Origin of the sequence: Acetobacterium sp. KB-1 (assembly GCF_003260995.1) — a bacterium.
Taxonomy (GTDB): Bacteria; Bacillota; Clostridia; order Eubacteriales; family Eubacteriaceae; genus Acetobacterium; species Acetobacterium carbinolicum.
The window spans coordinates 1,475,918-1,488,546 of the sequence record NZ_CP030040.1 but is presented as its reverse complement, the minus strand read 5'-3'; the positions used below and the strand labels follow the sequence as shown (position 1 = coordinate 1,488,546).

Sequence of the window (12,629 nt, the reverse complement as noted above, 5' to 3'; positions counted from 1 at the left end):
ATAATGGATACAAAGAAAAATGAGTGGAATAACTCTTATATAAACAAAGATAATTATGTTTTTTATCCACATGAGGAGATTATAAGATTTGTTTCAAAATATATCAAAAAAAGGGTCGGTATTTCTGACTTTAAGCCGATCATTGAAGAAAAAAAAGGTCTAGATATGGGGTGTGGTATTGGCCGACATATTATCTATTTGGATGAGATGGAGTTGGAACCGTATGGAATTGATATTTCAGATTATGCGATAGAATATGCAAAAAAATGGTTCTATCATGAAAATAAAACGCACTTGATCGATAGATTAACGGTAGGATCGGTTGAGCAATTTCCGTATGAAGATAATAGTTTTGATTTTGTGATTTCACATGGGGTTTTAGATAGCATGGAATTCAATACTGCTGTAATAGGTGTACTGGAAGTATTTCGAGTTTTGAAAAAGGGTTGCTATTTTTATTTTGATGTCGTTTCAGGTGATGATTTTAATCATTATCGTGAATATGCTGGAGAAGAGCTAGTAAAAAGTGAGCATGAAAAAAATACGATTCAATCATATTTTAACTATAGAAAAATAAAAAAACTTTTAGGTGATAACTTTGAAATTATCGAATGCATATTGATACAAAGAGAGTCGGTGATAAATCAAATAAAAAACTCACGGTATCATATTATTGCGAAGAAGAGGGAATTATGAATCAACAAGGTAGTATAACAAAAAAAAAGTTAAATAACTTTGAAAAATATGTTAGAAGACAAGATTTAGCTCGATTTATGGCAAGATACGAGCTGTTTAAAATGATTCGACAAACCAAAGGTTCAATTATTGAATGTGGTGTTCATCAAGGTGGGGGATTAATGGGTTGGGCAAAAATATCATCAAACTTGGAACCATATGCCATCCATAGAAAAATTATAGGTTTTGATACTTTCGAAGGTTTTGTAGAAATAAACAAAGAAGATGAGTCATCGTTTGAGAACATTAGTCTTGTAAAGGGTGGGTTTTCGTGTGAATATGATGTTTTTTTAGAATTAGAAGGCCTAATAAAAGAATATGATAATAACAGATATCTAAATCAGTTTTCAAAAGTTGAATTAGTTAAAGGTAATGCAATTAACACAATACCTGATTATATAAATAAAAATCAGCATTTGATTGTAGCACTGTTATTTTTAGATTTCGATTTATACGAGCCTACAAAAATTGCTTTAGAGCACTTTGTTTCAAGAATACCTAAAGGTGGAATTCTTGCTTTTGATGAGATAAATAATCAATTTTGGCCGGGCGAAACAATAGCATTATTAGAAAGATATAAAGATTTGAATCAGCTAGAGATTAAAAAATTTGATTTTGATCCAAATATCGCTTATATTCAGTTCTAACGGAGTTTAAAAATGAAAATTTTGGTAGAAGGTATAGGAAGTATGGTTTTTGGTTCACAATTGAAGTATTATCGTGAACTAGATTGGGAACTAGTAGGAATAGATATAACTGGTTATTCTTTTGGTTTATATCAAGTTGATAGAGCGTTCATTGTTCCGAAATACGATGAAGAAGAATGCTGGGATAAGATTGAAGAAATATTGGTTAAAGAAAAGATTGATTTAGTTTTTCCTACTGTTAACGAGGGTTTATTAAATTGGAGTCGTAATAAAGAACAATACAAAAGGGATTTTAATACTTATGTAATGATTTCTGACGAGAATGTTATTGATGTTTGTATTGATAAATGGAAAACCTATCAGTTTTTCAAAGAAATTGGCATACCCACACCAACAACATCTTTAAACTTAGACTATGAATTAGTTAAGCCCCGTATTGGCAGAGGCAGCACCGGAATTAGCTTTAAACGCGATATAGATGCGGTTTCTTTCAAGATGGAAGGGCATATTTCGCAAGAGTTTATTGAAGGTGAAGAGTATACAATTGATGTGTTATGTGATCTTAATTCTAATCCAATTTACATTATACCAAGAAAACGTCTAGAAACTGAATCTGGGGTTTCGGTTAAGGGTGTAACAATAAACGACCAGGAAATTATAGAGCTAACAAAAGTAATTATTAAGGAGCTTAAACCAATTGGCATCATCAATATTCAGTGTTTCAAAAACAGACAGGGGATTAAGTTTATTGAAATAAATCCTCGATTGGCTGGTGGGTGCTCGTTATCGTTTGCGTCTTCTGATAATTGGTTTAGTGCTATTGAGTGCTTCTACAAAAAAACTAAATATCAAAGCAAAGAGGTTATTTACGACATGTTCATGTTCAGGTATTTTAACGATTTAGTTATACATGAACATCAATTATTACCTTTAGGTGAGTTATGAAAAAAATTTTAGCAGTTACAGGTATAAGATCCGAATATTTTATTTTGCAACCAGTGCTTGATGAAATTCTAAAAAGAGATGATTTGTCATTAAAAGTGGTTGTTACAGGAACACATTTATCGCCATTACATGGTGAAACATATAAAATAATCGAAAAAGACGGTTATGATATCATTAAATTGGAATCTTTATTGGCAACTGACAGTCTTTCAGGGCGGTGCAAGTCGTTAGGTATACAATTAATGGGTCTGGTGGATATTATTAATCAGGAAAAGCCAGATTGGTTGCTGGTATTGGGTGACCGGGAAGAGAGTTTGGTAGTTGCGACTGCAGGTGTTTATTTAAACATACCAGTGGCACATATTTGTGGTGGAGACCGAGTTGTTGGTAATGTAGACGATTCAGTACGTCACGCTGTAACGAAGCTTGCACATCTCCATTTTCCTGCTACAAAAGAAAATGGAGAGCGAATTCTTAGGTTGGGAGAAGAAAAATGGCGGGTTTTTGTGACTGGGAATCCTGCGTTAGACTCAATCCGAAAACAACCAGAATTGACGCTTGAAGAAATAAATGATCACATTGGGACAAACTTAAAACCTGATAAGCCGTTTATACTATTAATTAATCACTCATTAAGTTCGGAATATAAATCATCTCAACAGCAAATGGCGATGATATTGGAAGCGGTAGCTAGTTTAAATATGGAAACAATTATTATTTATCCGAACTCTGATGCGGGTAGCGCTGCAATTGTTGAAACGATTGAAGTTTATACGAAAAATACGCCTTTTTTTCATGCATTTAAAACATTACAAAGAGAAATATTTGTAAACTTGCAAAGAAAAGCAGCCCTATTACTAGGAAATTCAAGCAGTGGTATATTAGAAGCACCATTTTTAAAACTGCCTGTTGTGAATGTAGGGAACAGGCAGAAGCAGCGACAACATGCAGAAAATATTATTTTTGTTGAATATGAAAGAGAAAAAATTATAGCTGCAATAAAAAAAGCTACTTTCGATCAAAGTTTTTTAGAAGTATGTAAAAACTGTAAGAATCCATATGGTGACGGTTTTTCTGGTGAGAGAATTGCCCGGATTATTGCAGAAACCGAAATAAATAATAAATTAATTAGTAAGCAGATTGTTTATTAATAGAAAAGAGACCTAATGGAAAGGATATTAATTGTTGCACCGCATCCGGATGATGAAACGCTAGGTGCAGGAGGTTATATCTTAAAAAAGAAAAAAACGGGAAATAAAGTTTTTGTTTTGAATATGACCCATGTAAGTGAGGAATATGGCCATAATTCTGAACAAGTACGAATAAGAAACAAGGAAATAAAAAAGATGTGTGAGGCATATAAGCTAGATGGTTATTTTAATCTGGGTTTCAAACCGACAGGATTAGATAGGTATGATGATAGTGAGATCATTCAAAAAATAAGTTCTGTTATCAAGGAAGTTGAACCAACAATAGTTGTTTTGCCTTTTTTTTCAGACGTGCATTCAGATCATCGAATAACTTTCAATCTATGTTATTCATGCACAAAAACCTTTCGATATCCCTTTATCAAAAAAATCATGATGATGGAAATTGTTTCTGAAACAGAATATGCTTTGCATGCTTTCAAGCCTAATTATTTCATTGATATTGCCGATTATATTGAGCAAAAGATTCAAATTTTATACTATTTTGAAAGCGAAGTTGGAATCCATCCTTTCCCAAGAAGCGAAGAAACAATTCGTGCAAATAGTATGGTTAGAGGGGCGATGGCTGGCGTAAAATATGCTGAAGCCTTTATAATTTTAAAGAGTATTGATTAGGGGAGGCTTGGCGTGAATAGACTAATCGGAATTATACCAGCTAGAAGTGGTTCAAAAGGGCTTGAAGATAAAAATATCAAAATATTAAATGGTAAACCTCTAATTGCCTACACAATCGAAACGGCATTAAAAAGTAAGGTCTTTGACAAGCTTATTGTTTCTACTGATAGTCAGGAATATGCAGAAATATCCAGATTTTATGGAGCTGAAGTCCCTTTCTTAAGACCGAAGTATCTATCAGGTGACGAAGCGGCGACAAATGATGTCATTGTAGATATTATAGAAAGACTTGAAGCGTGTGGTGAGAAGTATGATTCTTTAATGATTCTTCAGCCAACATCACCGCTACGGAGGATCGAAGATATTGTGAATTCAATTAATTTGCTGAATGAAAAATCAGCAAATGCAATAATCAGTTTATGTGAAATGGATCATTCACCCGTTTATGCTGGTTTAATACCAGAAGATTTGCGAATTGATGGTTTTATTAAAAAAGGCATTAGTTCTAGAAGACAGGATCTTCCTAGATACTATCACCCAAATGGCGCAATTTATTTAGCGAAGGTTAATTATTTCATGGAACATCGGGATTTATATCAAGATAAATGTTATGCTTATATTATGAATAAAAGAAATTCGATTGATATTGATGATCAATTTGATTTTGAATTCGTCGAGTTTATTATGAAAAATTCAATCAAAGGAGAATAGAGAGAATGAATGTTATTGTAAATCCAACGTATCATGAGATTAATAATGATGTTGTAAAAAGTTGGGAATCGAGACAGAGTGAGAGATACAAAGAATATCGAAAGAAATGGGTGGATAATCCACAATACTTTATTTTAGAAGATGCACCATTGCATCTGGATATAGAGACATCCAGTGCATGTAATTTAAAATGTCCAATGTGTCCAAGAACGATAATGATTCAAGATGCGTCATCTGATTTCAAACCATGCAATATGGAACTGAGTACATATAAGCGAATTATCGATGAAGCTACTGAAATAGGCGTTTATTCGATAAAATTAAATTGGCGAGGGGAACCGCTTATTCATAAAGATATCGTTGAAATGGTTCGATATGCTAAAGAAAAAGGAATCGTAGATGTGATGTTTAATACAAATGCAGTATTATTGAACAATCAAACATCGAAAAAACTGATTGAGGCGGGTTTAGATAAACTCTTCTTCTCTTTTGATTCACCACATAAGGAGAAGTATGAAGAAATTAGAGTTGGCGCTGAATATGATAAGACGCTGGATAATATCAAAAACTTTATGAAGATTAGGGATGAAATAGGAAGCGTTAATCCGTTAACACGTGTTTCCATGGTTAGAATGGAAAGTAACGAGGATGAGTATGACGAATTTATTGAGCTGTTTAGAGATGTTGTTGATGTTGTCGCGTATGTCGAATATAATGAACCGGTGCGCGAGGTTATAAAAGACTATAATCCAGAATTTGCATGTAGTCAACTTTGGCAAAGAATGTTTATTTCTGCTGAAGGTGATGTACTTGTATGTTGTCTCGATAGTGAAAAAGACTATATTGCAGGAAACATTCATAAAGATACTATCAAAAACATATGGAAAAATGAAAAATATAAAACAATAAGAGATTTACACAAAAATGGACAATATAATCAAATCGCAATGTGTGCAAAATGTAGCTTGCCTGAAAAAAAGCAAAATGGAACGATTTGAGTAGTGGTAAATGAAACAATCGTAAGAGAGACAGTGCCTGACACCAACTTATAAACTTCAGGTTCATCGTTGCAACGGGAAAAGGAATTATCGGAGCTGGAAAATGATGTACTTAATAAAGTTAGAAAGCTGTCGGAGCATAAATATAAGGGATAAAAGTTTTTAGAGAAGTGGCTTCCAATATCTTGATACACAGGGAATTTGCTAATCCATTTCCGGTAAAGTTTATCATCGAAAATGAAAGGGTTTATGCTGAAAACAGCAATAAAGCCCATGGATACGGTATTATTGATCTAAACAACTATTCGCCCTTCCCAAAGAATCCGAAAATAGCTAAGATTTTAAAGAAATCAGGTTTGTTGATGAGTTGGGATCTGGTGTTAGAAATATTTTCAAGTACAATCATATTTATTAAGGTGAAACGAATCAATGCTGATAGAGGCAAAGATGGGGAAAGAACCAGGGATCGAATTTATAGATCATCTTTGACAAGAATAAAGAATCCGACTAAAATAAAATCAAATTTTATTTTAGTCGGATTCTTTTAGAATGAGGTGAAAACCATGTATATTAAACGCGCAGCAGAAGATGCGGTCAAGCGCATTATTCAGACTTTTCCGGTTCTTTTGGTGACGGGTCCCAGGCAAGTGGGGAAATCAACGATGCTGGAAAATCTGGCGAAAAACAATCGAAAAATCGTTGCTCTGGATGATCCAGATGTCCGGTATCTGGCAAAGAACGATCCGGCACTGTTTATGCAACGGGGGGTATACAGCTCCGGTTTTAATTGATGAAATTCAATATGCACCGGAACTTTTGCCATATATAAAAATGGAAGTGGATCGAAACAAACAAACGAAACGGCGAATATTGGCTGACAGGTTCGCAGGCGTGTTTATTGTAAAATAAAAATGTAGAAAGTTGCAAAGCAAAAATCCATAGTATTGCAAGTTGGAAAATGCATAATATTGCAAAAATCCATTGCGGGTAAAAATCAAATCAATTATCCTTGTATCTGACCAAAGAACAAGGAGGAAATGGAGAATGCTCACAATGGATCAAATACATGATATCAGATTTCGTTTTTATGAGAAAGGGGAAAATGTTTCACAAATCGCAGAAGCGTTGCGACTCGATTGGCGAACGGTACGTAAGTACATTGATCAGAACGATTTTAATGAACCGGTACCCAAACCGGCGGTGGATAAAAAGTTCTGTCCCAAGCTTGACCCCTATAAGGCGGTCATTGATTCCTGGCTGATCGATGATAAATCAGCTCCGAGAAAACAGCGACATACTGCTAAACGAGTATTTCATCGCCTGCTTGCTGAAGTGCCCGGTTTTGACTGTTCCTATCGAACAGTAGCCGCCTACTATGCGGTGAAACACCGGGAAATATTCAAACAAAACAAACAGGCTTATCTGCCTTTGGTGCATCAGCCTGGGGAAGCACAGGTTGATTTTGGCACCGCTGATTTTTATGAAAATGGCCGCAAACTGACTGGAAAATACCTGGAGGTCTCTTTTCCACACAGCAACAAAGGCTATCTTCAACTCTTCTACGGTGAAAATATGGAATGCCTGCTAGAAGGACTGGATGCCATATTCCGCCACATTGGCTGTGTGCCAAAAGAACTCTGGTTTGATAACACAAAAGTCATTGTTACGGAGATCATCCGCGGTGGTGGGCGCAAACTGACCGACAAATTCGAACGGTTTCGGGAGCATTACAACTTCAAAGCCGTCTTTATGAATCCCGGTGCCGGCCATGAAAAAGGAAACGTCGAAAACAAGGTGGGGTATCAGCGCCGCAACTTCATGGTACCGGTTCCCCGTTTTCTATCACTTTCAGATTATAACCGTCAGTTGCTTTCAAAGTGTGAGGATGACTCACACAGGGGCCATTATCGCTACGATGAAACCATCGAAGAACGCTTTCAGGCAGATCTCAAAGCCAGCTACGAACTGCCGGTGATTGCGTTTGACCTCACTGGTCATCAAACCCTCAAAGCCGACAATTGGGCTAAGGTTTATCTGAACCAAAGACAACACGCCTACTCGGTGGCTCCAAAGTATGCCCAGTGTCCGGTTCACCTGGTGTTAACTTCAGCGATGGTGATTATTCAAGATGAAAACTTTCGTGAAATTGTTCGCCACCGGCGTCTTTACGGAGATACCAAACAAGAGCAAATGGACTGGCTGCCGTATCTGAAACAATTATCCCTACGACCCCGAGCCCTTAAATACACCGGCATCTATGAACTGATGCCGGAATCCATGCAAACCTATCTAGCCACCTGTTCAAACAGCGAAGTCGGACAGATCCTCAAGCTTCTTTCCGAGTTGACCGATCGCACCGGTTTTGACAGTGCCGTAAATACGGTTGATCATGCGATAACCCATCAGGTGAGGGATGCCGACAGTCTTTCCAATCTTTATCGTCGCCTGTATTCGGATATTCCCGAACTACCCGCTATGACACTTCCTCCGGGGATTCCAAAGATGACCCCGATGCAGCCCAATCTGACGGCATACGATATGTTACTTCAGGGAAAGGGGATTAACGGATATGTTGGATAAAGAAATCATCGAATGCTGCCGCAAGCTTCGTCTGAGTCGCAATCTAGCTGATTTGGCGCAAACCACCGAAGGCAGCAGTCACCAGGAATATCTGTATCAGATACTCAGTGAAGAACTCCATTACCGGGAGGTCACCCGCACCCAAAAGCTGGTGAACAGCGCCGGTTTCTATGGGATTAATACTTTCGAAGGGTATCGGTTTGATGAAATCACCCTGCCTTCGGATTTGACCCCTGAAGGCCTGAAATCCCTTGCGTTTATCCACGAAAAGAAGAATCTTATCCTGTATGGCGGAACCGGAACCGGTAAAACCATGCTGTCAACCGCTCTCGGGGTAGCCGCCTGTCGGCAGGGAATCCCGGTAAAATTCTTTCGGACGGCAGCACTGGTGAATAAACTGTCCGAAGCCAAAACCGCCGGCACCCTGACCGTTTTTTTGAAAAGGCTGAATAAAGCGGAAGTCATTATTCTGGACGAATATGGCTATGTTCCACTGGATCGAACGGGAGCACAGCTCCTGTTCGAAATCATATCCGATTGTTATGAACGCCGGACCATCATTCTCAATACCAACCTGGAATTCTCCCGATGGGTCAATGTGCTTTATGATGAACAGATGACGGCTGCCATGCTGGATCGGCTGCTTCACCACTGCCACCTGCTCATGTTCCCGGGGCCCAGTAACCGAATGCGGGAATCCAGTATCAATGAATTATATCGCTCAATTTCAGACAATCAATTAAAAAAATAATAATTGCCTGCAATGCTATGATTTCTCGCAAAATCGCTTCGCATTTTAGCTTGCAAAACTATGGATTTTCCATAATGCAACATTCTGTATTTTTAACTTGCAACTTTCTGCAAAAAGTACTTGCAAAAAACACGCAGGCGTTTCATCTGATGAAAGATGTCAGCGAGTCACTTGCTGGCCGCGTTGGTATTATCATTCTTCTTGGTTTATCAAATAGCGAAATATCCGGGGTAACATCTGAAGTATTTTCGACAGATTCAAAGCATCTGATAAGCCTGTTTATTGTAAAATAAAAATGTAGAAAGGCAAAAAGTTCTTGCAAAAAACATAAGCCGAATGGCGATTGCAAAAAGACAAGGCTTGAATGAGATTTTTAGTCAGATATTTATTTAAGGGCTCGATGCCACGCTTGTACGCAGAACAGTGTCTCAGTGCCTGACACCAACTTATACGTCGTCTTAAATGCAAATGCGGAAGGCTGCATCACGAAATTCCGGATTTTCTGGTGCTACATAAGCACTCACCAATGAAGTGCTTGAAAATGTGCTGGATGACGTATCCACACCAGAGGAACTGTCTAGCGAAGACTACCCCTGCGAGATCATTGTCGAAATGGTTCGGTAAGCAAAAGAAAAAGGTATCATCGATGTGATGTTTAACACAAATGCGGCACTATTGGATTTACAAACCTCAAAAGATCTAATAAATACAGGGTTGGACAAATTTTTTTTTCTTTTGATTCGTCAGATAAAGAATAATATGAAGAAATTAGAGTTGGTGCAGACTATAATGAAACACTTAATAATATTAAAAATTTTATAAAAATAAGAGATGAATTAAAAAGCAATACACCAAAGGGCGATACAATGAGTTGACAATGTGCGCAAAATGTAGTTTAACAGAAAGAAAAGAGAGTGGAACTGAATATTTCACGGTAATGATACCAACGATATTCAATTGGATACCGGTAGCACACACATTGATACCGTGGACGATTCACAAATCAATACTGGCTATTCATGGAATGATACTGCTGCCTTATAATGTATATCAGGGAATAAATATCCAATATTCCTTAATACATTATAAAGGAGGACATAAATATGTCCAGAAAAATTGCCGTGAAGCTCATTATGGAATTGCGTGCTAATGGGCTTTCGCAATCATCAATCGCACGCAGCCGACACATGTCAAAAACTTCTGTTAATGAAGTTTTCCGTATTGCTGAAGAACAGCATCTTTCTTATGATGAGATCAAAGACCGGTCTTCAGACGAAGTCTATCATCTGTTCTTTCCGCATAAACATGCTGAAGAAACCGTTTATGCGCTGCCGGATTATGACTATGTTCATAATGAGTTGACCAAAGTGGGCGTCACCCTCAAAATTCTCTGGCAAGAGTATCGGGATCAATGCACTGCCACGTCACATCTCAACGTTGGTTATACGAAATTCTGTAATGGTTATCGCGATGAAGTGGCGCGTAAAAAGCTAACCAATCATCTGACCCATAAGCCGGGTGTGATCGCCGAAGTTGACTGGAGTGGCAAAACCCAAAAGCTGATTGACCAGGTGACCGGTGATGAGATAAAAGTTTATCTCTTTGTTGGCACCTTGCCTTACAGCCAGTATACCTATGTTGAACCATGTTTAGATATGAAACAAAATACCTGGCTCAATTGTCATGTGCACATGTATGAATACTTTGGTGGTTCAACGGTTCGCACGGTTTGTGATAATCTCAAGACGGGTGTTGTTACGCATCCCAGGGAAGGTGACATCATTCTCACTGAAGCTTATGAAGCTTTGGGTGATCACTATTGCACGGCTATTATGCCCGCCCCGGTGCGAAAACCAAAAGCAAAGGCTTCGGTTGAAGGCAGCGTTGGTAAACTCGCCACGGCGGTGATTGCCAAACTTCGAAATAATGTCTACTACACCCTTGCCGACTTGAGAGTCGATGTCCTGGCGGCTCTCAAAGTGTTTAATGACCGGCCTTTCCAGAAACGGCAAGGCAGTCGTACTGAAATCCACGACACCATTGAGCGCACCTGTTTGAGACCATTACCGGTGCATCCCTATGAGCCAGTTACCTGGTTTTACAACAATAAAATCTATTCGGATTGTCATATCGTTTTTGAAAAGAATCATTATTCCTGTCCTTATCAGTTTGCGGGTAAAAAAGCCGATTTACGTGTCGGTGATTCATTTATTGAGATTTATTGCCACAATGAGCGGATTGCCAGTCATCATCGTTTCCCATACTATACCATTGATGGTTGGTCGACTCATGATGAAGATTTGCCTGAAAGTTTTAAACAGGCGGAATGGAATCAGGAACGTTTTATGAAAGAAGCACAGAGCATCGGTGCTTCAACTTTGGCGGTGATTCAGCTGATTTTCGAAAATACCCGGCTCCCGGAAAGAGCTTTTAATCCGTCAAAGTCGGTACTGAAACTGGCTAAAAAATATTCGGCGGTACGGCTTGAAAATGCCTGCGAAATGGCCCTCAAAACGCTTCGTTCGCCGAGATACAAACATCTCGAACCGATATTAGCCGCTGGCGAAGATATCCTTTATGCCAAAGACCGGGATGCCGCTCATCAAGCTGAAACAGCGAGTACCACCGGTTTTATCCGTGGGGCATCTTACTACGGCGGTTACGACAATGATTAATGACGAAACCCGACGCAAACTCCGCGAAATTCAGCTTGAGGAAATGATTCAGGTGATTGACAGACAGGCCAAAGATACGATTTATGCCACCCTCTCTTTTGACGAACGCATGAAAATGATTGTTGATTATGTTTATCAGGAAAAGCACAACAAGCGTGTTGCAAGCCTTATAAAACGGGCTCGATTCAGAATTCCGAATGCCGCCATTCAGGATGTTTTCTTTGCTGAACGACATCTTGATAAAGATCTGATTCTGGAAATTGCTACCGGTACTTTTATCAGCAACAATCAGAATATCATCATTTGCGGGTTCACTGGCTCGGGAAAGTCGTATCTGGCTTGTTCCATTGGAAAAGAAGCCTGTAAACAGGGCATTCGCACCCGGTATATTCGCTTGCCCGACCTTCTGATGGAATACGGCGAAGCAAAGAACCAGCCGAATGGGCAAAGCAGGGAACTCAAAAAATATACGAACTATCCCTTATTGATCCTTGATGAATGGCTAATTACTGATCTTTCTGATGATGAACTCCATTTTCTTTTTGAACTGGTCGAACGCCGTTATGACAACGGTGCTACCATTTTCTGCACGCAGTATAAGATCGAGGAGTGGCATGCTCGTCTCGGTGGTGGTGTTCTGGCTGATTCTATTATGGATCGCATTATACATGGTGCTCACATTGTCAGCTCAGGCAGTATAAATATGCGTGATTTTGTATTAAACCTTTAATGAACCCATTTTAGGGAATGCCGGTATTACCGGT

14 protein-coding genes are annotated in these 12,629 nt (G+C 38.5%); all 14 read left to right on the top strand.

What is annotated here, in order from left to right; translation table 11 throughout:
* The first annotated feature begins 3 nt into the window (after window positions 1-3).
* Entirely contained in the window at window positions 4-696 is a 693-nt protein-coding gene (locus tag DOZ58_RS06845; protein ID WP_111887627.1) for a class I SAM-dependent methyltransferase, read from the top strand.
* On the top strand, window positions 693-1,382 hold the full coding sequence (locus DOZ58_RS06840; RefSeq protein WP_111887626.1) for a TylF/MycF/NovP-related O-methyltransferase: 690 nt from the start codon (window positions 693-695) through the stop codon (window positions 1,380-1,382). The genes DOZ58_RS06845 and DOZ58_RS06840 overlap by 4 nt, the downstream gene beginning before the upstream one ends.
* A gap of 12 nt (window positions 1,383-1,394) precedes the next feature.
* A complete protein-coding gene (locus tag DOZ58_RS06835; protein WP_111887625.1) occupies window positions 1,395-2,327 on the top strand; it encodes an ATP-grasp domain-containing protein in 933 nt (310 codons plus the stop codon).
* Complete coding sequence (gene neuC / locus DOZ58_RS06830) at window positions 2,324-3,478, top strand: UDP-N-acetylglucosamine 2-epimerase (protein WP_111887624.1); 1,155 nt, start codon at window positions 2,324-2,326, stop codon at window positions 3,476-3,478. Before DOZ58_RS06835 ends, neuC begins: the two co-directional genes overlap by 4 nt.
* A gap of 15 nt (window positions 3,479-3,493) precedes the next feature.
* The gene (locus DOZ58_RS06825) at window positions 3,494-4,150 is read left to right on the top strand and encodes a PIG-L deacetylase family protein (protein ID WP_111887623.1); all 657 of its coding nucleotides are present in this window, start codon (window positions 3,494-3,496) and stop codon (window positions 4,148-4,150) included.
* Between the two features lie 12 nt (window positions 4,151-4,162).
* Window positions 4,163-4,861, top strand: coding sequence for a cytidylyltransferase domain-containing protein (locus DOZ58_RS06820; protein ID WP_111887622.1), 699 nt, complete (start codon window positions 4,163-4,165; stop codon window positions 4,859-4,861).
* Window positions 4,862-4,866: 5 nt separating this feature from the next.
* Complete coding sequence (locus tag DOZ58_RS06815) at window positions 4,867-5,859, top strand: radical SAM/SPASM domain-containing protein (RefSeq protein WP_111887621.1); 993 nt, start codon at window positions 4,867-4,869, stop codon at window positions 5,857-5,859.
* 170 nt (window positions 5,860-6,029) lie between these two features.
* Window positions 6,030-6,407 carry a hypothetical protein gene (locus tag DOZ58_RS06810; protein WP_162624461.1) on the top strand — a complete coding sequence of 126 codons (378 nt, stop codon included), beginning with the start codon at window positions 6,030-6,032 and terminating at the stop codon, window positions 6,405-6,407.
* Window positions 6,408-6,422: 15 nt separating this feature from the next.
* Entirely contained in the window at window positions 6,423-6,650 is a 228-nt protein-coding gene (locus tag DOZ58_RS06805; RefSeq protein WP_242988626.1) for an AAA family ATPase, read from the top strand.
* Between the two features lie 262 nt (window positions 6,651-6,912).
* Entirely contained in the window at window positions 6,913-8,439 is a 1,527-nt protein-coding gene (gene istA / locus DOZ58_RS06800) for an IS21 family transposase (RefSeq protein ID WP_242988625.1), read from the top strand.
* Entirely contained in the window at window positions 8,429-9,190 is a 762-nt protein-coding gene (gene istB, locus DOZ58_RS06795; RefSeq protein WP_111887618.1) for an IS21-like element helper ATPase IstB, read from the top strand. The genes istA (DOZ58_RS06800) and istB overlap by 11 nt, the downstream gene beginning before the upstream one ends.
* Window positions 9,191-9,339: 149 nt before the next feature.
* A complete protein-coding gene (locus DOZ58_RS06790) occupies window positions 9,340-9,483 on the top strand; it encodes a hypothetical protein (RefSeq protein WP_162624359.1) in 144 nt (47 codons plus the stop codon).
* A gap of 810 nt (window positions 9,484-10,293) precedes the next feature.
* Window positions 10,294-11,865 (top strand): IS21 family transposase, encoded by a 1,572-nt coding sequence (istA, locus tag DOZ58_RS06785; protein ID WP_111887007.1) that lies wholly within the window; start codon window positions 10,294-10,296, stop codon window positions 11,863-11,865.
* Entirely contained in the window at window positions 11,858-12,595 is a 738-nt protein-coding gene (locus DOZ58_RS06780) for an ATP-binding protein (RefSeq protein WP_111886795.1), read from the top strand. Before istA (DOZ58_RS06785) ends, DOZ58_RS06780 begins: the two co-directional genes overlap by 8 nt.
* Window positions 12,596-12,629 lie beyond the last annotated feature (34 nt).

What these genes read in the sequence shown, in the direction of transcription:
- neuC (WP_111887624.1), top strand. Translation starts at nt 2,324, where the DNA reads ATGAAAAAAATTTTAGCAGTTACAGGTATAAGATCCGAATATTTTATT.
- DOZ58_RS06840 (WP_111887626.1), top strand. Translation starts at nt 693, where the DNA reads ATGAATCAACAAGGTAGTATAACAAAAAAAAAGTTAAATAACTTTGAA.
- DOZ58_RS06805 (WP_242988626.1), top strand. Translation starts at nt 6,423, where the DNA reads ATGTATATTAAACGCGCAGCAGAAGATGCGGTCAAGCGCATTATTCAG.
- istA (WP_111887007.1), top strand. Translation starts at nt 10,294, where the DNA reads ATGTCCAGAAAAATTGCCGTGAAGCTCATTATGGAATTGCGTGCTAAT.
- DOZ58_RS06780 (WP_111886795.1), top strand. Translation starts at nt 11,858, where the DNA reads ATGATTAATGACGAAACCCGACGCAAACTCCGCGAAATTCAGCTTGAG.
- DOZ58_RS06845 (WP_111887627.1), top strand. Translation starts at nt 4, where the DNA reads ATGGATACAAAGAAAAATGAGTGGAATAACTCTTATATAAACAAAGAT.
- istA (WP_242988625.1), top strand. Translation starts at nt 6,913, where the DNA reads ATGGATCAAATACATGATATCAGATTTCGTTTTTATGAGAAAGGGGAA.
- istB (WP_111887618.1), top strand. Translation starts at nt 8,429, where the DNA reads ATGTTGGATAAAGAAATCATCGAATGCTGCCGCAAGCTTCGTCTGAGT.
- DOZ58_RS06835 (WP_111887625.1), top strand. Translation starts at nt 1,395, where the DNA reads ATGAAAATTTTGGTAGAAGGTATAGGAAGTATGGTTTTTGGTTCACAA.
- DOZ58_RS06825 (WP_111887623.1), top strand. Translation starts at nt 3,494, where the DNA reads ATGGAAAGGATATTAATTGTTGCACCGCATCCGGATGATGAAACGCTA.
- DOZ58_RS06815 (WP_111887621.1), top strand. Translation starts at nt 4,867, where the DNA reads ATGAATGTTATTGTAAATCCAACGTATCATGAGATTAATAATGATGTT.
- DOZ58_RS06790 (WP_162624359.1), top strand. Translation starts at nt 9,340, where the DNA reads ATGAAAGATGTCAGCGAGTCACTTGCTGGCCGCGTTGGTATTATCATT.